19 protein-coding genes and 2 pseudogenes are annotated in these 24,371 nt (G+C 37.8%); 12 read left to right on the top strand and 9 right to left on the bottom strand.

Translation table 11 applies throughout. The annotated features are described in order from the left end of the window. Window positions 1–173 precede the first annotated feature (173 nt). The 4 genes and pseudogenes from MKL32_RS16210 to MKL32_RS06540 form a co-directional block, all read right to left on the bottom strand. A complete protein-coding gene (locus MKL32_RS16210; protein WP_371863846.1) occupies window positions 174–290 on the bottom strand; it encodes a hypothetical protein in 117 nt (38 codons plus the stop codon). Window positions 291–486: 196 nt separating this feature from the next. After that, the gene (locus tag MKL32_RS06550) at window positions 487–1,197 is read right to left on the bottom strand and encodes a glutamine amidotransferase (RefSeq protein ID WP_004912117.1); all 711 of its coding nucleotides are present in this window, start codon (window positions 1,195–1,197) and stop codon (window positions 487–489) included. A 43-nt stretch (window positions 1,198–1,240) separates the two neighbouring features. After that, window positions 1,241–2,285, bottom strand: a pseudogene (gene eat, locus MKL32_RS06545) (ethanolamine permease). Window positions 2,286–2,758: 473 nt separating this feature from the next. Further along, entirely contained in the window at window positions 2,759–3,724 is a 966-nt protein-coding gene (locus tag MKL32_RS06540; RefSeq protein ID WP_004912105.1) for an alpha/beta hydrolase, read from the bottom strand. A 159-nt stretch (window positions 3,725–3,883) separates the two neighbouring features. On the opposite strand from MKL32_RS06540, the gene MKL32_RS06535 reads away from it, so the two are divergent. The 5 genes from MKL32_RS06535 (at window position 3,884) to MKL32_RS06515 (ending at window position 10,720) form a co-directional block, all read left to right on the top strand. Continuing rightward, a complete protein-coding gene (locus tag MKL32_RS06535) occupies window positions 3,884–5,596 on the top strand; it encodes an AAA family ATPase (RefSeq protein ID WP_151959132.1) in 1,713 nt (570 codons plus the stop codon). A 9-nt stretch (window positions 5,597–5,605) separates the two neighbouring features. Continuing rightward, the gene (locus tag MKL32_RS06530) at window positions 5,606–5,968 is read left to right on the top strand and encodes a 5-carboxymethyl-2-hydroxymuconate Delta-isomerase (protein WP_005402382.1); all 363 of its coding nucleotides are present in this window, start codon (window positions 5,606–5,608) and stop codon (window positions 5,966–5,968) included. A gap of 136 nt (window positions 5,969–6,104) precedes the next feature. Further along, entirely contained in the window at window positions 6,105–8,894 is a 2,790-nt protein-coding gene (locus tag MKL32_RS06525; protein WP_270900321.1) for a type VI secretion system Vgr family protein, read from the top strand. A gap of 9 nt (window positions 8,895–8,903) precedes the next feature. After that, window positions 8,904–10,325 (top strand): hypothetical protein, encoded by a 1,422-nt coding sequence (locus MKL32_RS06520; RefSeq protein WP_270900320.1) that lies wholly within the window; start codon window positions 8,904–8,906, stop codon window positions 10,323–10,325. A gap of 11 nt (window positions 10,326–10,336) precedes the next feature. After that, entirely contained in the window at window positions 10,337–10,720 is a 384-nt protein-coding gene (locus MKL32_RS06515) for a hypothetical protein (protein WP_005402385.1), read from the top strand. 54 nt (window positions 10,721–10,774) lie between these two features. On the opposite strand, the pseudogene MKL32_RS06510 reads toward MKL32_RS06515, so the two are convergent. The 3 genes and pseudogenes from MKL32_RS06510 to MKL32_RS06500 all read right to left on the bottom strand — a co-directional run. After that, window positions 10,775–11,537 (bottom strand): annotated as a pseudogene (locus MKL32_RS06510) (IS5 family transposase); the annotation flags it as partial. Window positions 11,538–11,653: 116 nt separating this feature from the next. Next, window positions 11,654–12,469 (bottom strand): hydroxyethylthiazole kinase, encoded by an 816-nt coding sequence (gene thiM / locus MKL32_RS06505; RefSeq protein WP_126132144.1) that lies wholly within the window; start codon window positions 12,467–12,469, stop codon window positions 11,654–11,656. Between the two features lie 36 nt (window positions 12,470–12,505). Then, window positions 12,506–13,666, bottom strand: a complete 1,161-nt coding sequence (locus tag MKL32_RS06500) for a hypothetical protein (protein WP_126132145.1) — start codon at window positions 13,664–13,666, stop codon at window positions 12,506–12,508. Between the two features lie 337 nt (window positions 13,667–14,003). Between MKL32_RS06500 and MKL32_RS06495 the strand changes: the two genes are divergently transcribed. Then, window positions 14,004–14,450 carry a DUF2147 domain-containing protein gene (locus MKL32_RS06495; protein WP_262578974.1) on the top strand — a complete coding sequence of 149 codons (447 nt, stop codon included), beginning with the start codon at window positions 14,004–14,006 and terminating at the stop codon, window positions 14,448–14,450. A gap of 142 nt (window positions 14,451–14,592) precedes the next feature. Continuing rightward, on the top strand, window positions 14,593–15,066 hold the full coding sequence (locus tag MKL32_RS06490) for a DUF2147 domain-containing protein (RefSeq protein WP_270900319.1): 474 nt from the start codon (window positions 14,593–14,595) through the stop codon (window positions 15,064–15,066). 59 nt (window positions 15,067–15,125) lie between these two features. On the opposite strand, the gene MKL32_RS06485 is transcribed toward MKL32_RS06490, so the two are convergent. Further along, on the bottom strand, window positions 15,126–15,383 hold the full coding sequence (locus MKL32_RS06485; protein ID WP_004955000.1) for a hypothetical protein: 258 nt from the start codon (window positions 15,381–15,383) through the stop codon (window positions 15,126–15,128). Between the two features lie 328 nt (window positions 15,384–15,711). Between MKL32_RS06485 and pepN the strand changes: the two genes are divergently transcribed. The 5 genes from pepN to MKL32_RS06460 all read left to right on the top strand — a co-directional run bounded on the left by pepN (window position 15,712) and on the right by MKL32_RS06460 (window position 23,136). Then, window positions 15,712–18,318, top strand: coding sequence for an aminopeptidase N (pepN, locus tag MKL32_RS06480; protein WP_270900318.1), 2,607 nt, complete (start codon window positions 15,712–15,714; stop codon window positions 18,316–18,318). 130 nt (window positions 18,319–18,448) lie between these two features. Continuing rightward, window positions 18,449–19,828, top strand: coding sequence for an L-serine ammonia-lyase (locus MKL32_RS06475; RefSeq protein WP_125318537.1), 1,380 nt, complete (start codon window positions 18,449–18,451; stop codon window positions 19,826–19,828). A gap of 134 nt (window positions 19,829–19,962) precedes the next feature. After that, window positions 19,963–20,649, top strand: a complete 687-nt coding sequence (locus MKL32_RS06470) for a dienelactone hydrolase family protein (RefSeq protein WP_004912073.1) — start codon at window positions 19,963–19,965, stop codon at window positions 20,647–20,649. A 69-nt stretch (window positions 20,650–20,718) separates the two neighbouring features. Further along, window positions 20,719–21,138 carry an RDD family protein gene (locus tag MKL32_RS06465; protein ID WP_004912070.1) on the top strand — a complete coding sequence of 140 codons (420 nt, stop codon included), beginning with the start codon at window positions 20,719–20,721 and terminating at the stop codon, window positions 21,136–21,138. Window positions 21,139–21,303: 165 nt separating this feature from the next. Next, window positions 21,304–23,136: a monovalent cation:proton antiporter-2 (CPA2) family protein gene (locus MKL32_RS06460; RefSeq protein ID WP_005402395.1), complete on the top strand. Its 1,833-nt coding sequence runs from the start codon at window positions 21,304–21,306 to the stop codon at window positions 23,134–23,136. A gap of 38 nt (window positions 23,137–23,174) precedes the next feature. Here the strand turns inward: MKL32_RS06460 and MKL32_RS06455 are convergent, their stop codons facing one another. Beyond that, window positions 23,175–24,353 carry a benzoate/H(+) symporter BenE family transporter gene (locus MKL32_RS06455; protein WP_126132150.1) on the bottom strand — a complete coding sequence of 393 codons (1,179 nt, stop codon included), beginning with the start codon at window positions 24,351–24,353 and terminating at the stop codon, window positions 23,175–23,177. Window positions 24,354–24,371: the final 18 nt, after the last annotated feature.

The following is a 24,371-nucleotide window of genomic DNA, read 5'->3' as shown; positions in this document are numbered from 1 at the left end:
AAAACCTGAGTCCTTTATAGTTAAAGTGTTTGTTTGCACTCATATTTTAACTATTTAGACTCAGGTTTTTTTATTTAAAGCAAACTATGGGACAGCAGTGGGAATATCCCCCTTTTTTAACTTTAATAACTATAAAGTTTATTTAGTTACTCTACTTACACAGTAATTCTTACTTAGTTATTTGGATTTAGATGATAAAAATAAATAACTAATGTACAAAGCAAAAAAATTGCTAATGTTAAGTATGTGTTAACCGTATTGAAACTTTTGATAAATTTTAAGATGTCCATTTCACTACCACAAAAATATTAAATAAAAATGTATTTTCATAACATTTAGGTAACAATTGTAACTGCATACGATATTTTTGCAATAATTCTAATCAGTTCAATAAATTTTTTCTTTGTATTAAATTGTTAATATTAATAATAGTTCTTATTTGTTAGATAAAATTAATATCTAATCAATAAACAACGTAATCATGATTTAGCAAATTTGAGATAAATATTGCTGAATAGCCATAGAGCAACTTTGTTCTAACTTATCAGCATATAATTGATTATCTGTTCTTAGTTGTGAAATCGAAACGCCTGTTTGTCTTATTTCACAAGTATGACCGATTAACCATCGTTCGAAATTATCTTTATTAATTTCGATATGAAATTGTAATCCCAAAATATTCTTTCCAATTTGGAATGCTTGATTTGGGTAAAGTTCAGAGCTTGCGAGTAGCGTAGCTTCGTCTGGCAAATCAAAAGTATCTCCATGCCAATGTAAAACATGAATATTTTCAAGAGGATTTAAAAGATTATGCTCTTTCTGATTTATTTTTAATTTATCCCAACCGATCTCTTTAGTATGACCAGCATAAACTTTTGCACCTAGAGCATAAGCAATTAATTGCGCGCCTAAACAAATCCCTATAGTAGGTTTGTTGTCTTTTAAGCGTTGTTTTAGTCCTTCGATTTCATGAATTAAAAATGGGTAATCTTCTGATTCATATACGCCAATTGGACCACCAAGGATAATCGTTAATCCTTCATAGTTTAGTGCTTGAGTTAGATCATCTACACCAGCCTCAAAATACCTTACTCTAAAACCTAATTGATAGAATACATCTTCAAGAGAGCCGAGGTCTTCAAACGCAAGATGTTGAATTGCATAAATTGTCTTTGGAAATGAAGTTTGAAGATTCATAAATTTGATTAAACTCTTTTATTAATTTTGATTGAATTTTTATTCAACAAGCTGAGCTTGTGATATTAACTGGTACACCAATCGGAACGCAGTAAGCTGTATTGTAGCAAATCATGAAACTGATGTGACCAATGACCACCTTCTCTAAGACAACCTTTAAAATCAGTGCATCACCTTGTTTGGTCAATGACAGGAAAAAACCGATGATACCTGGGATAATAATTGCCAAATAAGGCGCTTTGTTTTTATTGGTCAATGATAAGGATGTAGGAAGATAACCAGCGCGTGATAATGCAAAAAATTGGCGAGAATAAGCATAAATAATGGAAAAGAAGCTTGCAATCAGTCCAGCTAAACCAACGAAATTAACAAAAGTTGCTAACCAAGAATCCTTACCATACACAGTAATGAGTGCATCAACTAAAGGGGCTCCAGAATTTTTTAATGTATCTTCACCTGCGGCACCAACACCTAAGATCAAAATCAGTAATGCGAAAGTCGTCAGGATCAACATTGCACCAATTAGTCCACGAGGGAGAGATTTCTGAGGTTCTTTTGCTTCTTCAGCTGCTAGAGGGACACCTTCAACGGCGAGAAAAAACCAGATGGCAAAAGGTACTGCTGCCCATATGCCTATATAGCCATTCGGTAAGAAGGCGTTTGCACCTGCTGCTGAAGTGGTAGATATATTAAAAAGATTATAAAATTGGAAATGTGGCAGCATTGCTGCAATAAAAACAATCAATGCTAGAACTGCAATCGAAGTGATTGCAAAAATAATGCTTAGCGCTTCACCAGCACCCTTTAAATGAATCTCCATAAAAATGAGATAACAGGCTAGATAAATCATCCACCCATTGATACCAAATAATGATTCACAATAAGCGCCAATAAACACAGCAATTGCAGCAGGAGCGATTGCATATTCAATCAATATCGCTGTGCCTGTCAGGTATCCGCCGAAAGGTCCAAATGCTACGTGCAAAACTATATCCGCCACCTGCAGTTGGCATCATAGTCGACATTTCTGACATTGATAGGCATAAGCACAAATACATAATCGCAACTAAAATGGTGGCAATAAACATTCCGCCCCAACCACCTTGAGCGAGTCCAAAATTCCAACCAGCGAAATCCCCTGAAATGACATAAGCTACACCGAGTCCAATCAATAATATCCAACCAACAGATCCTTGTTTAAGTTGGCGTTGTGAAAAGTATTCATCTGAGTTAATAGACGTATCATTTGCAGTAAATGAGGGAGATTTTGAGTGATTCATAAAACACTCCAATAAGATTTATTCATCTTATGAGGTGCAAAACTGATGCCTAAAATGTCGTCAGATGGGTTAGAAGAGTGTTTTTTATTCCATTTGGTAAAATATTTGGGGTTTTTATAAATTTATGACTATTTTTTATGCACTGAATTTGTTTGTTTTTAGCGTTGATGGCTTGGCTTTTTTTAGAAAATGCTAAAATTTGGTGCATTTTTAAATTGAAGCTGACCAAATCAGAACTAGTTCATAACTGCTCTGATTCAATCAGCCAAATATAAATATGATTATTGAATTTTTTGTTCTAACCATTGGAACAATTGTTGGTAAACGTTTTCACGAACAGGTGGCGCCGACAGAACAAGATCATGTAAACCATTATGAATTGCTAAAGTTTGTACATCACCTTTCATTTTCTTAGCATTGTGAATCATATCTTTCACATCAAGAATCACATCGCTTTGCTGCGCATCTATACCCCATTTTTTAGGATATTTAGATTGATGGGAATGCATGATCAGCGTTGGAATTTTCAAACTTACACCACGATGAATTTCTTTTTGCGCTTCATGAATCGCGTGAACGAAACACAAATGTACAAATGGCATAGATTTAGGTTTCCAATCTAAATTGAAATCCCACTCTCCATAAAAGTCTTTATGCAAACTTGGGGTATACCAAGGGTTTAGTCCACTTGGAAATTTGGCATTGGGTAAATGTTTACCTGCTTCACTTAATAGAGGAATACCGACTTTTTTCTCAATCACACTTTTATAAAAGTCATAAAATGGGCTATTTGCCCATAATGCTTTAATTAAACGATGATCAGGATAATGCGCAGCATATAAGGTTGAGATGAGTCCACCCGTTGAATGTCCTGCCAATAGAACTTGATTATGATTTTCTTTAGCTATGATCTCGAGTGCTTTACTGATTTCAGCATCATATTCTCTTAAATCAAGTACATAATACAATTTCTGATGCGGAAGCTTTGAACGACCATATTTTCTTAGGTCGAGCGCATAAAAGTCATAACCATGTTGATTAAATTTTTCAGCCATTTCAGTTTGAAAAAAATAATCAGCAAAACCATGAATATACAAAACAGCTTTTTTTGTTGGGTTGTGGGCTTTTTTTCGAATTAATGTTGCCACGACTTTGCCATCGTAATCATCAGCAAAATTTAAAGTCAGTTGCTGATAATCCTCACCTAATATATCTGTTTGATATGTATGAAGGTTTGAAGTATTCATTGTTATAGATCGAGTCAAAATTCATTAGCAAACACATTAAATGAAAACCATAAGTTGTCAATCCAAATCTGCGACATTGGCAGTTCTCTAAACAGCTAGATTTTTATTTTTCTTAAAAAATCGTTAAGCTATGTGCTGTTGTTTTTGACTGACGAAATTATGAAACAAGAAACTGCACTGAATATACTCAAAGCTGGGGAAAATGTTTTCCTAACAGGTTCAGCTGGTGCAGGTAAAACCTATACGCTCAATCAATACATCATGTACCTCAAGGCGCGTAAAGTTCCAGTAGCGATCACTGCATCCACTGGAATTGCCGCGACGCATATGAATGGTATGACTATTCATACTTGGGCAGGGATTGGAATTAAAGATAGCTTGAGTGATGATGATCTTAAGCGTATGAAAGAGCGTAAGTATTTAAAAGAACATTTAGAAAATGCTCAGGTTCTTATCATAGATGAAATTTCAATGCTGCACGCTAAGCAGCTAAATCTTGTTAATCAAGTCTTAAAATATTTTAAAGAAAGCGATGAGGCTTTTGGTGGCATACAAGTGATTGTTGCGGGAGATTTTTTCCAGTTACCACCCGTAGGTCGAAACGGTGAAGCCAACCGTGATAAATTTTGCTTTATGTCTGATGCATGGGTTGAAGCTAAATTTCGAGTTTGCTATTTAACCGAACAACATCGTCAAGACGATGAAATTCTTAACCAAATTTTAAACGCTATTCGTGCTCAAAGTATTGAAAATCACCATATCTCAGCTTTGCAGCAGTCTAAACATCACGATATAGGTGAGACGTTTACACGTCTTTACACACACAATATGGATGTTGATAACATCAATTATCAGCATTTGAATGAAATTGATAACGAGAGTCATCAATTCAATGCGGTTGTTGATGGGAATGAAAAACTGATTGAAACCTTGAAATCATCTGTTCGCGCCCCTGAAGAACTTACCTTAAAAAAGCATGCCAAAGTTATGTTTGTAAAAAACAATTTTGATATGGGATATATCAATGGAAGCTTGGGAGAGGTGATTGGCTTCGAGGAAGATGATACACAAGGGATCTTGCCAAAAGTTAAATTGACGGATGGAACAACATTATTGGTTGAGCCAGAAACATGGTCAATTGAAAATGAAGCAGGCAAAGTGATTGCAAGTTTTCAACAAATTCCATTACGTCTAGCATGGGCGATTACGATTCATAAAAGCCAAGGAATGACTTTAGAAGCTGCCGAAATCAATCTTACCCATACTTTTGAAAAAGGTCAGGGGTATGTGGCTCTTTCGCGTTTAAAATCACTAACAGGTCTAAAACTTCTTGGATTTAATGAGCAAGCTTTAGAGTTGGATAGTTTAGCAATAAAAGCTGATCGCCGTTTTCAAGAGCTTTCGAGTGAGGCGGAAATCAACTTTGAACAAATGGATTTGACAACTCAACATAATGCCTTTATTCGACACTGTGGGGGGACTTTGAACCCGACTGAAATTAGTCGAAATGAGAAAAAATTAAGCAAAGGAGCTAAGCAAAGTTATGCGGCTGCTACTTTGGATGAAACGAAGGCATTGTTTGAGGGTGGTTATGAAATTGAAGATATTGCTCACGAGAGAGGTTTGACTCCAGCTACCATCATCAATCATTTATCGCGCCTTCACAAAGAGCAAGGTTTGGATATTTCAGTTGCACATCCTGGTGATGAAGTTGTTGAGGAAGTTCGAAAAATCTATAAACGATTGAGCAAGCGTAAAAATCCAGAACATTTTACGGATGATGGCTCTATTAAATTACGCCCGATTGTTGAAGCAACTAGTCCGAGAATGGCTTATGATCAGGTGCGTTTGGCATTGTTATTTATAGAATAGGATGATTGTATGCCTCATATCATAGTGAACTATTCAGCAAACTTGATTGATTTAGATGAAGTTCAATTATTAGAGCAAATTAATTCAACATTACTTGACTCGAAGCAATTTGTCGAACAGGACATTAAGTCACGAATTTTCAAAGATCAGAGTTTTTTAATAGGTATAGATCTGCCTTTAGAAGCATATATTCATCTCAAGTTATATCTGTTAAGTGGTCGAACTGCAGAACAGAAAAAGCAACTTGGTGAAGCACTTTTACAGGCACTTAAAATAAAAAAATATTTACAATCTGATTCAGATTTTAAAACACAAATTTGTGTTGAAGTTATTGATGTAGATAAAGAAAATTATTTTAAGTCTACCGTATGATTGAAATTACGAGATTAATTTTGAGAATTCAACAGATTAGTTAATTTGTTGCAATAAATTAACATTAAAAATATAGACAGATTAGTCTATGGTTTATAGAATGCGCGAAATTTAAGTCAATATTAAATAACAAGAGATGTTGAATAATATATTTCGCGCATTAGATCAATTAGGCATCACTTCACAAAAACGTGCCCTCCATATTCAATTTTCCAATCCTATATTAAATGCCGAAGTCTTTTTACAACGCATAGATGGGCAACATGAAATCAATCAAGGCATCCGTGCGGAACTGATTTGCTTATCCACTGATGCTACGATTTCATTAAAACAATTCATTGGTAGCCAAGTCGCGGTTGATCAAGTCACTGACTCAGGACAATTGTTTCGCACTACAGGTCTTATTACTCAGGCCTTTCAGGGCCAATCCGACGGCAGTTTAAGCCTCTATAAACTTACACTTGAAGATCCTACTGCACTGTGGAAAAAACGTCGCAATAGCCGTGTGTTTATCAATAAAACTGTGGTTGATGTTATAGAGATTGTATTTAAAGAATGGCAACAAAAAAGCCCACTCTTCGCTGCGAGCCTAAGCCTTGATTTAAATGGACTACAACAAGACGATGGTGTCCGTCCATTTATCATGCAACACAACGAAACGGACTATGAGTTCTTAACTCGATTATTACGTAGTGAAGGCATCAACTGGCTTATTGATGAAGCACTGCTGATCGTGCCAAACAGCAGTGCAGCCATCCAACCCCAAAAACTCCGTCTGATTGATGACAACAGTCAATACCGAACTTTAGCGCGTCGACAGATTCGATACCATCGCAGTAACGCCACAGAAAAATATGACAGTATGACTAGTTTGATAGGACAACGCTCACTGCAACCCAATAGTGTGTATATCCAACGCTGGCAAGCTGATGTACTGAAACAAGAACAGGGTGCAGGACGTGTACAAAGTACCCATCAACATAGTGCACACTACGACAATGCCAGTCTCAGCTTAGAGGATGCATGGCACTTTAGCCCAGCATGGATGCAAGACCTCAACGGAGAAGATGGAGCGACCGCATCAGGCAACTCACAAATCGAAAAGTTTAACCAAATCTTAGGACACTATCACGACCTACAATCCAAATACTTCACCGCTCAAACTACGGTACGTGATACACAAGTAGGCTACTGGTTTCAACTGACTGAACATCCTGCAATAGACCAACACAGTGGATCAGATCAAGAATTTCTGATTACAGGCAAAAGCTACTATAATCAAAACAACCTTCCCAAAGATCTGAACCAGCAAATTAACCAATTGCTGCAACAAAGCAATTGGCAAAATGCCAATATCCAAACCAATAAAGAAGAACGCCAAGCCAATACACTGACCTTACAACGCCGTAACATCAAAACAGTCCCTGAATATCAACCAGAGCAACACCGACCCACAGTACACCCACAACGCGCTAAAGTGGTAGGGCCAAGCGGTGAAGAAATCCATGTGGATGAATGGGGCCGTGTCAAAGTCCGTTTCTTGTTTACCCGTAGTGAAGACCATAACCACGATGGTGGTGCGGGGGCCAATGACAACGATACCGATTCAGCCTGGGTCGATGTACTGACCCCTTGGGCTGGTGAAGGCTATGGTGCACGCTTCCTGCCACGTATCGATGAAATCGTGGTAATTGACTTCTTTGATGGCAACATTGACCGTCCATTTGTGGTCGGACGCATTCACGAAGCCCATCGCAGTCCAACCAAGTTCGACAATGCCGGCAAGCTGCCAGACACCAAAAAACTGGCAGGGATTAAGTCCAGAGAATATCAGGGCGAAGGTTTTAACCAACTGCGTTTTGATGACACTACAGGTCAGATCAGTGCGCAACTGCAAAGCAGTCATGCTGCCAGCCAGTTGAATCTTGGTAAACTGAGCCACCCAAAAGCTACAGCGGAAAGCGAAGACCGCGGTGAAGGCTTTGAATTGCGTACAGATCAATGGGGTGCAGTACGTGCAGGTGAAGGTTTACTCGTTTCCACGCATAAACAGGATAAGGCGCAAGGTGAACATCTTGATGTACAGCCTGCCAAGCAGCAGCTGGAAGGCAATCAAAACAATGCCAAAGCCTTAAGTGAAGTGGCCAAGAACCAGCAGACCGATGAAATTGAATCCGTTGATCAACTCAAAGAATTCGCTGAGCAGATTCAAGATAAAATTGCTCAATTTAAAAAATCACTATTATTGCTGAACTCACGTGCGGGTATTGGTTTAAGTACCAATGAAGATATTCATTTATCTGCGGATGGGCAGATCAACCAGTTTGCAGGTGATAGTATCAATTTAAGTACACAGAAGGACCTGGTTACGCATGCACAAAACAGGATTAGCCTGTTTGCCGCAGAGAGTGGGATTAAGCAGGTTGCTGCCAAAGGTAAGTTTGAGGTTCAGGCTCAATCGGATGGCATGGACTTACTGGCCAAGCAAGGCATTCAGATTATTTCAACCGAAGACCGCATTGAGATCACTAGCCCCAAAGAAATTGTGATTACTGCCGGTGGTTCTCAGATCAAACTGAATGGTTCAGGTATTTTCCCTGTGACCAGTGGCAAGTTTGAAGCAAAAGTAGGGCAGCATTTGTTTATGGATGGGGCAACTATATCACCACAAATGCCTGTTTTGCCTGAAATGGATAACCCCTATATTCTTCAATATTTAGTTAAAAATAAAGAAAATCAGGCATTAATGAAAAGACCTTATCTTCTTATTGATGAAAGTGGGAATATCCAAAAGGGTGTAACGGATAGAAATGGGTTTATGAATTTAAAAACCACGGCTTCAGCTCAATCCCTGACAACAAGGGTCATGGTCAATGAGATTGAAGAAGCTGAAGAAGCTGAAGAAGATGGAAATGCGGAAGAATAAGGAGCAGATATGCATCACAGTCGATTAAAGCTTAATGTACAAGCTCCTTTAAAGTTAAAAGATTTGACATATAAGTTTGTTGTTCATAACAAAAGTACGAATAAACAAACAATTTTTGAAGGCCGTTTTGATGAACAAGGTTTTACTCAATGGTATGAAATTCATAATATAAATACTGTTTTGATTTATGAGGTTTATATTCGGGGAGAGCCACTGCAAAAAATTTCTGCCAAAGCCTATTCAACAAAAAGTAATTGGAGTGCTTTTAGCATAAAAACGACAAGTGCGATTACTAAAAAAGCTACTGAAAACATTAAAGAAATTTATTTAAACGATGGTAAAGTCGGTTGGTATTTGGTTAAACAAAAAGAAACAATGATGGATTGGTCTAAACGAGTATTTAAACGTCCATTAACATGTTCTGATTGGGATGTTTTAAGAAGTAACAATGCACACATTGAAAATATCGCGCCTATAAAAATTTTAATACCAGGCCAAATTCTTATTTTGTCTAACAGTACTACTGCAAAGGACTTAGCTGATTATCGTGTAAAAGCAAGTCAAGCTGAGTCTAAATTAAAATCGCTGTTAAAAGACTCGAGTTTTGATCCTTTATATTTTGCTAACACATACGATCAATTACAAGAAATAAAGAAACAGAGTGATCTAGTTGGTTTTGTAAAGGAACCCATAACTCCTGATTTTCATGAACTTTTTGCAGAAAATTTAAAAAAAGATCCATTTGTTTTTGCTGCAAAAGAAGGGGTGGATAGTGCCGTTAATTTAATAGGACATGCAAATAAGGAAGCTGCTAGTAGCTATACTGCTTTACTTAAATATATGGACTATGAAAAAAGTATAAAAAGTAAAATATCGACAAGGAGACACTTTGCTGGCTTTGAAAGGCAATATGCCAGTGATATAAAAAGAATGAACCAAGCTGCAGGCCAAAAATTTTTTTCATGGAATCATGGAATTAATTATAAGAATGATAGAGATGCAATAAGACGTACTGTTTTTGTTCGAGCTAAAAATAATAGTAGTATTGATGAATATATTAAAAATATGGATGAAACCTCGAAAGTTAGTAAAGGTTTAAAATATGGTGGTCGTTTAGTTTTTGCTTGGGATATTATTAGCAGCGGGCAATCTGTTGCAGATGCTTATAAGACTGGTGATTCAGAGGCTACTAGAAAAGAAATTATTAAGCAAACTGGAAAAATTGAGGGGGGGCTTATTGGTGGAGTTCTGGGAGCTAAAGCTGGAGCTGCAGTTGGTGCTATTGTAATAGGTGTTGCTGGAGGAACTGTTGGACTTCCAGTCCTTGTTGTATTAGGAGTAGCTGGTGTTGTATTTACTTTGGGTGGAGGATATTTGGGTGGAGTTACTGGTGCGACAATTGCAGAATATAGCTATGAAAGACTTAAATAATTGGGATTTATATGTTGCTTAAAGATTTATTAGTAATTTATTTATTATTATCTGTTGTGTTGTGGGCGATTTTTCACCAATTGGCTGCAAGATACGTGAATAGTAATGAAGGTTTGAAGAGTATATTTTATGGAAACTTGTATAAAAACAAATCAATGGATGTTGCTAATATTGAGGCAGTAATTTTAGGTGTTACTTTTATCAATATAATTTTCTTTATTTCGGAAAAAAGCTTAGAAAACTTTTTTGAAAAAAGAAAACTATTCTATGGGTTGAATTTTAACTCGGCAATAGAAGTAATAGATCAACATAAAAAAATATGGTTTTATATTAAGTCGTCAATGTTTTTTGGTTTTGCAATAGTAATAAGTTCCATTTTGTTCTTTTGGTTGTAAACGGCTTTGTTGCACAAAGGTTTGAAAGATAATGCTACCCTAATTGAGCTAAATTCAAGTGACAACTTCGGTATGAGGGCGACCTAATTCTGTGAATTTATTCAAAACTGCTACATGTGCATGAATCTCATTCACATGAATAGGAAAACTCCTTGCTGTTAATTTATCGTCTAATAATTTGATGCAATGCATTTTGGTTTCCGCTAAACTTCGACGATGATAACCAGACCATTTTTTCCAAAGTAACCTACCTAGTCGTTTGACTGTTTTTAATAATTCATTCCTCTCTAAAGATCTCAATTTCTTATCTTTCCCAAGGCTTTGCATTCTTCCTAGGTGGAATGGCTGCATGTGCATCTCGATCTAAAATGACTTGTCGGCAGTGCTTTGTGTCATAAGCACCATCTGTATAGACTGAATCAATTTGTTCATTCAACGGAATTTGATCAAGCAAATCACCAAGCACCTGTGAATCACTCACATTGTTTGTTGTGAGCTGAACTGCTCGAATTTGAAGGGTCTTAGCATCTATACCAATATGCAGTTTGCGCCATTGGCGACGATATTCAGGCTGATGTTTCTTACGCTTCCATTCGCCTTCATCTAAAAAATTTTAACCCTGTAAAGTCGACGAGTAGGTGTAACCCGTCACGACTTTTCTGATAGCTTATCGCAATATCAATATGCTTTTGTCGTCTACAGAGGGTGGAGTAATCTGGTGTGTCCACTTCAAACCACAGAGTTTAATCAGGCTTTGAGCAAAGCCAGTGACCATATGTTTAAAAAGACAGAATAGAGATTTAATCATTAAACAGCATTAAATCGCTGTATCGAAGCCTTCAAGAATAGCTTTGTGCAACAATGCCGTTTGAACTCAACTGATAGCCTTAATATTTATTTTTTTAAAATTCTATGGCTCATCCATAATTCGGATTATAACAATTCAATATCGACATATTGCCGAATCAAATTATCATCCAACATATGTACATAATCTAAAAATGCGACATTGAAACTACCCACAGTCTGAGCATGTTCATACGCCAATTTTCCAGCTATAGCAAAATGTATATGGGATGCAAGTGCAGCAATTGTAGGCGTGCTTACAGCGTGATACGCAGCAGTCAATGCGCCTAATGCACAGCCTGTTGCCGTTATTTTAGGTTGAAGATAGCAACCACCATTCACCTGAATCACTGTATTTAGTTGTTTTGAAATGATGAAATCGGATTCGCCAGAAATCGCAATACACTCTGAATATTGCAATAAGCTTTTTGCTTGTTCATAAACATCTTGGCTGTTTAATGTGCTGTCTACACCTTTCGATTCTGTTTGATTACCAGCTAGGGTGCTAATTTCAGAAGCATTTGCCCGAATAATATTGGGTTTAAAGTTTAATAACTGGTCTACTGTCTCGCTCCGCCATCGCAAAACTGCTCCATAACCTACTGGATCAAGTACCCAAGGCGTTTGCTGCTGCTGTGCTGTCCGTGCAGAAATGAGCATCGCTTGCGTTTGTTCCGTCGTGGGGGTCCCAGTATTGATACTAAGCGCGGAACTAATTTTAGTGAATGCTTCAGCTTCAAAAGGATTGTCGATCATGGCTGGAGAAGCACCAGCAGCAAGCAAGATATTCGCAGTGTAATTCGTTGCAACGCTATTGGTGATACATTGAACAAGAGGAACTTTGTCTTGTAAGGAATGCCAAGCCTCAATCACTTGATCAATAAGCTGTTGTTTTAAAGACATATCGAATCCTTACTTTATGAAACTAGTTGCTAAATTTTAGCGTGTAAAATAGTGGTCTTGATGTTTACATTGGCGACAAATCAACGAAACATAATCTTTTGCATCATAATCAACCGCAAGATCATTCGAACCACAATACATACAACGCTTTACTGAATAAAAATTTAAACGTGGTTCAATCTTGCGCCATGACTTCCAAATTGGTTGGAAAAAAATACTTTCATCATAACCAAGAAATTTAAATAACAAGACTTCACTCATTTTACTCAACGGAATGTTATGAGGTCTTGGTAAAGTGCTTGTTTCCCAACGCTCAGTTGTTGCTCGTTCTCGATACTGCTCTAAGGTTTTTTTCAAGAGATTAGTGTTAATAAACTTTTCATTTTTAACTTGTAGCGCTTTTTGCTTATACAAATATTCCAATGCAGTTTGAATCAAATAAAAGAGTTGACCAACAGCTAGATTTTCCATTAATCGATAGCAAAAGCCTTGAAAAGAGCGATTACCTGCAATTTGGATACCCCACGTACGACAGTAAAATTGCATAAACTGGACAATTTCTTGATATAAAACAAGATAAAGTGCATCTTTTACTTCATCTACTGTTTTAAATGGAATACCTAAACTTAAATTTTCGTAAAACCAATATCGAAGTTGCTGAGCAACACTGAATAAACTCGGATCAGAATAGCCATCAAGTCTTATATTTAAGTAAAAACTTTCTGTCTCGATACTTGAATCTGGAGATTTTAAGATTCCACTATTTAATAGCTCTTTAACAATTTGATTTTGAAATAAATAGTTTGGAGTAATCTCATGGTACTTAATATTTTTCCAATGAATGAGTTCATCATGTTGAACATCTTCACGGGCATATCCATCAAGTAGACTTAATAAGAACAACTTATGAATAAAGCTGAGCTGATTCAAGCTGTAGATGACTTCGTCTTTGACTTTGTATTTACGTTGTTCTTGAATTTTTGTTTGTTGTGTTTGTTTCTTACGCTGAGCTGTACATTGATCACAATGGCAATTTAACTTACTGCTATTTGTAAATACTCGATGTTGGCAATGGCTACATTCGTGAAATTGAATTTCTTGTGAATATTGTTCAGCTTCAATCCAATACATTGAAGCGTGGCATAAAGGGCAATGGCTACTTTCATCTAACTGTTTTTGTAGAATCTGTAATTCCATTGAATTATTACCTCTGAACCTCAAAACGGTAATTATACATGTAGAGCATATTCTATGATGTAAAGATTAAAATAGATTTACAACGATGGGAGGAGTTGTATATGTGGCAATAGTTTTGAGGTGAAATTGAAGATATTTAGATTGGATAGAATCTCAAATGGTGTTGTTGAATAATGCTAAAATGTGAAGTGGTTAATATTAGTTTTTCAATATGTGATTTTATTAAGAAATATTTTGATTTTAAGTAATTAAATATGCTCAAGTCTGATTGACTGCCAGTCAGCATTGTAATACATATGTATCTTAGATGGATCTATTTTGCATTACGGAGCGATTTATGCAAAAAAACTCACTCATGAAAGGACTCATGAGCATGTCATTAGCCTTATCTAGTTTGATGACTTTTGCAGCTACACCTGAAGGTTTTTGGAAAAGTATTGACGATCGAACAGGCGAACAACTTTCAATTATCGAATTAAAAAAGAAACCTGATAATACGTATACTGGAACGATTGTGTATCGCTATCCAGTGCCAGGTGGAGCAGTATTGACGAACTGTGTTAAATGTCCTGAACCTTTTAAAAATAAACCAATCTTAGGACTGCAAATCGCTTGGGGTTTGAAAGAAGATCCTAAGAAACCGAATCAGTATATTGATGGTCGGGTCTTAGAGCCTAAAACTGGTAATATTTACAAAGGTAAAGCTCAGTTAAGTGCAGATGGTAAGCGTATGCGTATGCGAGGCTATATGGGCATCTCTGCACTAGGTCGTACGCAGGTATAGATTCGTACTGAACGATTAATCATGTTGCTTTTATAGTCAAAAGAACTCATGCGTACAGTGTAAATTGTTTAAAACTATGTTAGTTTTCGCGCATTAAATCTATAAAGATGAATAATTTAGTTTTTAAAATGACGGGGTTAATATGTTGAATCAAATGCTCATGAAAGGAATCATGGGGCTTAGTTTATCGTTTGTGAGTGCGTTAGGTTTTTCTGCGTCTATCGAAGGTTACTGGAAAAGTATAGAAGAGCGTACAGGTGAGCAGCTTTCAATTGTTGAGATCCGTAAAGGAAATGATGGGCGTTATCACGGGAAAATTGTCTATCGTTATCCAAATTCACATGGTATTGCCTTAACAAACTGTTCAAAATGTCCTGCACCTTTTACCAATAAGCCGATATTGGGACTGCAAATTCTTTCAGGATTTAGAGAAGATCCAGATAAACCTGACTCATATATTGATGGTCGTGTGTTGGAACCGACTTCGGGTCGCATCTACAAAGGCAAGGGTGTTGTGACTGGCGAAGGAAAGCGTCTTCGTATGCGTGGTTATATGGGTGTTTCTGCTCTCGGGCGAACGGTTGTTTGGCTAAGAACGGATAGTGCTAATCCATAACTTCTAAATGAATAAAAAAACCTCGATTAATTCGAGGTTTTTTGTTGGGTTGAATTTGATTAAACAGGGCATGGTAAATTTTCGTCCTCCTGACAGATTTTTTTAGCAGCGAGTAAGGCTTGTACTTTTTTTGTTGGGACTTTTTCTTTACCTAAGGCATCGTAAGTATTCACAATATTTGTTACTTCAATTGGTGTAATACAAATGCCTTCTGCTGATAAAAAGACTGAAATAACTTGATGATCAATTCCAGCCGTTGCGAGATCGTGAATTGCTTTAATGTTTTCTAAACGATATAGATGCGCTTTTAATTCCATAATAAAACCCTCACTTGTTATTTTTACATACCTACTTTGGCATATATGATTAAGCAATAACCGTGCACAAAATGTTAAACACAGCAAAAAAATGTAAGTTAGTCGATGAGTGACATTTGCTTTTGTATTTTTGATTTAAGAATGGAAAACAGTGTTGTAATTTTGTCTAAACGATAAGTTGATTCAACGTTTAAATTTGAAATTCGTTTATACAAACCCAATACTGTGGTTCTAAAGACAGGATTTATAAGTTGGCGTATGATTTGCAAATCAAGAAGTCTTGCCAACAAGACCATCTAACGACATGATGAAAGATTAAGGATTACTGATGAATATTGCGGCGCAACCTCCTGTACAAGCAGATCAAACCATTTATTTGAAAGACTATCAAAAACCATCTTTTTTTGTTGAATCAATCAACTTAGATATACAAGTCTATGATGATCATACGATTGTTGATTCAACATTAGTGATGAAGAGACAAGCGGCAGGTGCTTTAATCTTATTAGGACGTGATTTAGAACTTAAATCTATTCAACTCAACGGTGAATTATTAACTGCCGATCAATATGAGTTAGATACAGAGCAATTAAAGATCACCGATGCACCAAATGAGGTCATTATTCAAACTCAGGTGATCATTCACCCAGAGTCTAATACCCAACTGGAAGGTTTATATAAGGCAGGTGATTTATTTGTTACCCAAAATGAACCTGAAGGTTTCCGCAAAATTACCTTTTATCCAGATCGTCCTGATGTATTGTCTGTCTTCACAACGCGTGTAGAAGCAGACAAAAAATATCCTGTTTTATTGGCAAACGGTAACTTACTGGAAACGGGTGAGGCAGGTGAAGATCGTCATTTTGCAATTTGGCAAGATCCAACCAAGAAACCAAGTTACTTATTCGCCTGTGTCATTGGTGATTTAGCGGTATTGAGAGATCGTTATACAACTTCTGAAGGTCGTGATGTTGCCTTAGAAATTTACGCGATCGAGAAAGATATTCCAAAATGTCATATTGCGATGGAAGCATTAAAGCATTCGATGCGTTGGGATGAGGAACATTATGGTCGTCCTTATGATCTCGACAACTATATGATTGTGGCTGTCAGCCAATTCAATATGGGTGCGATGGAGAATAAAGGCTTAAATATCTTTAATACTTCTTGTGTACTTGCTGATGAAGAATATACGACTGATGCTGCAATCATGCGTGTTCAATCGGTGATTGCACATGAATATTTCCATAACTGGACTGGTAACCGTATTACTTGTCGTGATTGGTTTCAGCTTTGCTTAAAAGAAGGCTTAACTGTATTCCGAGATCAGTCTTTCTCTGAGGATTTACAGTCGGCAGCAGTACAGCGTATCGATGATGTTGCTGTATTAAAAGCACATCAATTCCCTGAAGATGCAGGTCCTTTATCTCATCCTCCTCGTCCAGATCATTTTGTGGAAATCAATAATTTCTACACAGCGACAGTTTATGAAAAAGGTGCGGAAATTAACCGCATGATGGCAACACTTTTAGGTAAAGAAAAATACCGTAAAGGCACAGATGAATATTTCCTTCGTCATGATGGTCAAGCGGTTACTGTTGAAGATTGGGTTGCTGCACTCAGTGCAGGCTCAGGTGTGGATTTATCAAATTTCCTTACGTGGTATAACCAACCTGGTACACCTAAGCTAGAAGCAAAAGGTGAATACGATGCGGCTGCAAAGACCTATCGTTTAAGCTTGAAACAAAGTCTAAAAGCACATCCTAAATATCCAAATTTGAAAGCTGTGCCAATCCCAGTTGCTTTAGCATTGTTCAATGCAAAAACAGGTGAGCAGTACACTTTGAATAGTGCTGATCTGTTTGTAAATGATGTAAAAGATGGCGTTTACCTATTTGATCAAGATGAAGCTACTATTGAATTCACAGATGTGACCGAACAACCAGTCGCTTCATTACTACGTAATTTCTCTGCACCAGTGAATTTAAGCTTTGATTATTCAAATGATGATCTGGCTTTCTTGATTCAACATGAAACCAATGGTTTTAACCAATGGCAAGCGACACAAACGTTGCTAGAACGTATTTTATTAGAAGATCATCAAGCAGATACCTACATCCAAGCAATTAAAAATACTTTGCCTGATTTGGTTAATAAAGATCCTTTACTTGCATCACGTTTGTTTGATGTTCCAAGTGAAAGTTACTTAGGTAGCCGTATCGATCAAGATTATGAACCAGAATTAGTACGTGAAAAACGTGAAGCAGTTATAAATCGTTTGGCACGTGAACTTGGCTCGTTCTGGAAGGAAACCTATTTAGCGCTTGATCCTGACTTGCAGAAAGAGTTTTCTTTGGCTATGGGTGTACGTGCACTGAAAAACATCATGTTAAATATGTTGGCACGTCAAGGTGATGAATCTGCTTTCGATTTGGCTTATCAGCAATATCAGCAAACAGGAAATATGACTGAGCGTTTAGGTGCTTTGCGGGTTCTTGTTTGGAATGATGCACCTCAAGCCCAGTCGGTATTGGATGATTTCTATAATCGTTTCAAAGATGAAGCTTTATCTTTAGATCAATGGTTTACGATTCAATCATCTAACCCTAATGCGACTGCAGAAACCATAGAATACCTCACTAAGCATCCTGATTATGATCTAGGTACACCGAATCGTATTCGCTCTGTGAGTGGTGGATTATCTAATAGTCCCGTGAATACATGGAGTTTTGGCGTTGAACATTTCATTAATCTTGCGACTTATCTTGATGAGAAAAATCCAATTTTAGGTTCTCGTTTATTACAAGTGTTGTCACGTTGGTACACCTTAGCCGAACCTCAGCGTTCTCAGGTACAGCAAGCACTTAAAGCGATGCAGCCGAAAGTTAAATCTAAGAATGTTTCTGAAACACTAAATTCTTTACTCAGTATTTAATCTAAAGTAAGTTTTACCTTTAACCACAATCGTTTACGGTTGTGGTTATTGTTTTTTATCATTTATAGAATTTCCCTCAATTAAAAAATTATAAAAAATAGAAATGGGAGCATTATAGGAATAATCACACATGGCTTTGAGTGTATTTGATCTTTTTAAAATCGGTGTAGGTCCTTCAAGTTCACATACTGTCGCACCGATGCGAGCAGCATATCGTTTTGTCGAGGTATTGCAACAACGCCGTGATTTAGAAAAGGTCAAACAGATTAAAATTTACTTATACGGTTCATTATCTTCAACAGGAATCGGTCATGCTACAGACAAAGCAACTTTACTGGGGCTAATGGGTAATGATCCTGAAACAATCAATATTCTAGAAAGTCATTTAACTCTTGAACACGATTTAAACTCTAAAATTTTAAAAATTGCAGGGACTCACTCCATTCCATTTGATGCAAATCAAGATATCCTCTTTATAGATGAAGCTTTGCCTTATCACCCGAATGCAATGAAAATTATTGCATTTGATCAGCAAAACAATGAAGTCTATGCCAATACTTATTATTCGATAGGGGGCGGTTTTATCTTAGATGAGAGTCATATAGACCAAGGAAGTTTTATTGAAGATAAAACTCGGATTCCTTATCCATTTCAAAGCGCAAAGGAACTTTTAGCACTTTGCAAAAAGTATCAGTGCAGCATTAGTTATTTGATGCTAGAAAATGAAAAAAGCTGGCGAACTGAAACTGAGATACGTGAAAAAATCATGGCAATTTGGCATGTGATGCAATCTTGTATTCAAAGTGGTTTACAGCATGATGGCATTTTGGCAGGTGGATTAAATGTAAAACGTCGCGCGAAAAGTATTCACCAACGGTTATTAAGAAAAGAACATAGCAATCTGATCGCGACCACTTTTAATGCAATGGAATGGGTGAATTTATTTGCACTTGCAGTAAATGAGGAAAATGCAGCAGGTGGTCGAGTCGTGACTGCACCGACCAATGGTGCGGCTGGCATTATCCCCGCAGTTTTATCTTATTACGTGAATTTTTCCGAAGATGAATCTGAGGATACGATTGTAAAATTCTTTTTAAGTGCCGCAGCCGTTGGGATTTTATGTAAATTGAATGCTTCTATTTCTGGTGCTGAGGTTGGCTGTCAGGGTGAGGTCGGTTCAGCATGTGCAATGGCCTCAGCTGGTTTAGCTGAAATTCTAAATGGAACACCTGAACAAGTTGAACATGCTGCCGAAATTGGATTAGAACATAATCTAGGACTGACTTGTGATCCTGTGGGTGGCTTAGTACAAATTCCATGTATTGAGCGTAATGCTATTGCTGCTGTAAAAGCCATTAACGCAGCACAGATGGCGCTCAATGGTGATGGTGAGCATTATGTTTCTTTGGATAAAGTCATTCAAACCATGAAAGAGACAGGCAAAGACATGTCCGATAAATATAAAGAAACCTCGAAAGGAGGTTTAGCTGTAAATTCGATAGAGTGTTAAGCATCATTTAAATGATTGAAAAACAGAAATTGGAAATCTCATAGAAAGGATGTTTATAGCATCTTTTTTTATTTGACAATTAATATTGTCATAAATAGTATGTGATTAATTTTAAAACAAGATGGATCATTAACATGGAAATAAAAACAATCACATTACCCACACGTGACATAGAAGTAGAAGTTTATGCACCTGCTGAAAAATCAGAAAAAGTACCTGCTATTTTATTGCTACATGAGTTGTTTGGCGTACTTGATGTCTATCGTGAAGATGCTCAAGATTTAGCAGACCGCGGCTATTTGGTTTATGTACCCAATTTATTTAGTGGAGGTGCAGTTAAATACTGTATTCGTGCAATGGTCAGTAAGGCTGGGCGGATCAATGCCGCTGATAGTGATGTTAATCAAGAGATTCATGTATTACTTGATGCATTAAAGGCTGACCCACGCTCAAATGGTCGACTTGGTATGCTTGGTCAATGCTTAACAGGTGGTTACGTTATCCAAATGGCAAAACGTGAGGATATGCTTGCACCTGTGGTTTATCATCATTCTTTGGGCATTCAGGGTGCAGGTGTACCGAAAAAAGAATCCTTAGATGATATCCGAATTCTACAAGGTCATTGGTCAACTGTAGACCCATTTTGCCCAGCAACGAAACGTAACAAACTCATTAATCAGTTAGGTGATCGTGTAGAAGCTTATACTTATAATATGCCGCATGGTTTCCGCAGTGTGAGTCGAGGTTTACCCGAGGCGAAAGTCGTTTGGCAGCGAACCTTAGATTTCTTTGAAAGAGAACTAAAACAAAATTCAATATAAATAAAATTAAGAGAAGTTTATTATTCTTCAATGTTTATGAATATTTACAAAGAAAAAGGAGAGGGGTAAATGTCTTATAAATACGAATATGCTGGTTTTTGGATTCGTTTAGTTGCTTCCATTATCGACTCAATCATTGTCGTTGTTGCTTTGCTACCAATTACGCTTTTATTTGGTAGGGAAGCAACGAGCTATTCATTTCAAATGACTACAGCATCAGATTGGTTTTGGCAAATTTTGATGGCAGTGTTCTATATTTTTTGTTGGGTTAAATTTGCAGGTACACCTGGAAAACGGTTATTACGTTTAAAGGTACTGGATGAAAAAACAGGTGAAAACCTGACGGTTGGGCAAGCCATTCTTCGTTATATCGGTTATTTCCCATCTACGCTGGTTTTCTTTCTAGGTTTTATCTGGATTGCATTCGATAGCAAAAAACAAGGTTGGCATGACAAAATCGCAAAAAGCGTAGTGGTGCGTGAGCTATAACTTTAGATTTTCAAGATGAACACAAAAAAGTCGTCATGGTTGACGGCTTTTTTGTTTCTATCCGCATGAAAATAAATGAATTGATAGGTTATGTCTCATAAATGATATATCAGTCTTTTAAGCTTTCACATAGAATAAAATCGCATTGATAAAAATGAGAACAACATGAGTTCAGAGGCACATTCAATTAGCTTAATTGCACCCGTGGTTTTATTGGCCGCGGCTGTGATTGCAGTCCCTATTTTTAAACGAATAGGTTTGGGGTCGGTATTGGGTTACTTAATTGCAGGCTTGATCATTGGACCATTTGGCTTTGCTTTTTTCCACGACTCCACATCAATTTTACATATTGCAGAATTAGGGATTGTCATGTACCTGTTTGTGATTGGTCTAGAAATGCAGCCTTCACATTTATGGGGACTCAGACGCGAAATCTTTGGCCTGGGGACATTGCAGATAGTAGTCTGTGCGACCGCATTAACAGGTGTGGGGCTATTATTTGGCTTCACATGGCAGGTGGCTTTTATTGGGGCGGCTGGTTTTGTACTCACTTCAACAGCAATTGTGATGCAGTCACTGGGAGATCGGGGTGATATTGCCCAGCCACAGGGCCAGAAGATTGTTGCCATTTTATTGTTTGAAGATTTATTGATTGTACCTTTATTGGCTATCGTAGCATTTATGGCGCCCAACCATGTGGTTGAAAGTACCTCGGCGCGTTTAGAAAATATTGGTATTGGTTTAATTGCAATTGCAGGTTTGATTGCAGCAGGTTACTGGTTGCTGAATCCTCTGTTTAGATTGCTGGCGGCTGCAAAGGCGCGGGAAGTCATGACCGCAGCAGCGCTGCTGGTTGTGCTGGGTGCTGCATTGCTGATGCAAGTCAGTGGTTTGTCTATGGCGATGGGTGCTTTTCTTGCAGGTGTGTTGTTATCTGAATCAACATTCAGGCATCAAATCGAGGCGGATATTGAACCATTCCGAGGGCTGTTACTGGGCCTGTTTTTCCTCGGGGTCGGGATGTCGCTTGACTTGTCCGTGGTTGCCCAAAACTGGCAGCTTATTCTAAGTGGTGTGTTGGCGATGATGTTTGCCAAGGCACTGATGATCTATATTGTTGCTCGCCTGACCAAAAGTAGGCATACGGAAGCTTTGGATCGTGCTTTATTGATGGCTCAAGGTGGTGAGTTTGCCTTTGCTCTGTTTTCTACTGCTGTCTCCGCTCAAGTCATTGATAATACCGTTAAGTCGAATCTAACAGCAATTATTGTACTGTCTATGGTATTGACTCCAATCTTAGGCATTGTGTTTAAACGTTTTACCGAAACCAAAGATCAGATCAATTTAGACAATGTCAATATTGCTGAAGGCTTGAGTGGCAGTATTCTAATGATTGGTTTTGGCCGTTTTGGACAGGTGACCAGTCAATTATTACTGGCAAGAGGCGTTGATGTCACCATTATTGATAATGACATTGACATGATTCAAAACGCGGAAAAATTCGGTTTTAAAATCTATTATGGTGATGGTTGCCGTCTGGATATTCTGCATGCTTCAGGGGCTGCTACGGCGCAGGCAATCGTGGTGTGTGTCGATAGTAAAGAAACCACCAATCGAATTGTGAAGCTGGTGACGCACGAATTTCCACTGGCCAAGCTGCTGGTACGTTCCTATGACCGCGAACACTCACTTTATTTAGTCAAGCAAAAAGTGGATTATATGATTCGTGAAACCTTTGAATCTGCAATCAAGTTTGGCGGCGTGATTTTGCAAGAACTGGGTGTCGATGAAGATGAGGTTCAGCGCATCACCGATGAAATTCGTGAGCGTGATGATGAGCGTTTTGAAACAGAAATCGCTGCGGATGACGTTTATGCAGGTGTGGGTCTGCAATATACCAATGCACATCCACGTCCAACTGCACCATTAATTCGACCTAAACAGGCTGGACGCATTTTAAATGATGAAGAGGCGCAGAAAGATTTGGATGAAAAATAACGGTTAGCCAATTATATTCTTAAATAAGCCTTAGGATACTAAGGCTTATTTTTGAGTTTAAACTTGAATAAGATTAAAACAAAAATACCTAAGATCAATCCCCAAAAAGCAGAACCAATCCCCCAGAACTGCACACCAGAAGCGCTACATAAAAAAGTCAGCAAGGCGGCTTCACGTTCTTCGACATCGGCAAAAGCAAGTGCAACGTTATGGCTAATGGTTGCAAACAGGGCAATTCCAGCCAACGCCACAATAAAGATTTGTGGAAATGACATTAGCAGGCTAACCAGCGTTGCTGCAAACAGTCCCATCAAAATATAGAAAACGCCGCAACTGATGCCAGCAATGTAACGTTTGGCGGGGTCAGGGTGAACTTGATCATCCAGACTGACAGCCGCACTAATCGCAGCCAAATTTATCGAAAAACAGCCAAACGGGGCAAAGATGGTATGGGCAACACCCGTCCAGCCGACCAGTTGATTGACATGCGGTTGATAGCCATAACTCTTGATCATCGCAATCCCAGGCAAGTTTTGTGAGGTCATATTAATTACAAACAAGGGTAATGCTAAACCAAGAATTGCGGACCAAGAAAATGACGGCTGCATCCAAATCGGTTGAGTGAGTGACCAAGAAATTGCTTGAAGTTTAAAATCAATAAACAGTGGGCAAATTGCTGCACCTAAGATTACGGTAAATACGATGCTATATCGAGGAAATAAGCGTTTTGAAACCAGATAAATAATGAGCATGCTAAGAATGAAACCAAGGTGAGTTTCTAAGCTACTAAATATCTGAATTCCAAATTTTAATAAAATTCCTGCCAACATGGCACAAGTTAGACTTTGAGGAATATGTGCTAATAACTTTTGGAAAATACCTGAGAATCCAACTAGTGCGATTGCAACCCCACAGACAAGGAAAGCACCTATAGCCTCATATAAATCGTAATGTCCTGTAGAAGCGATAATCAACGCAATCCCAGGGGTCGACCATGCTGTTGCAACGGGATATTTATATTTCCATGACAGGATTAAGCCTGATAGACCAATTGCCAAACCCAGTGCCCAAAACCAAGAGCTGATTTGTGCTGTATTTGCCCCTAAAGATTGTGCGCCTTGGATCACCAAGACCGCAGAAACGCTAATCCCGATTAAAAAGGTGATAAAACCAGCAAATACCGCAGGAATGGAAAAATCTTGAATAAGGCGTTGCATCTATGCATCTATAGTTGA

It is taken from the genome of Acinetobacter sp. AOR34_HL, assembly GCF_027854795.1.
GTDB classification, from domain to species: domain Bacteria; phylum Pseudomonadota; class Gammaproteobacteria; order Pseudomonadales; family Moraxellaceae; genus Acinetobacter; species Acinetobacter junii.
This window is presented reverse-complemented; position numbering and strand designations above follow the sequence as displayed.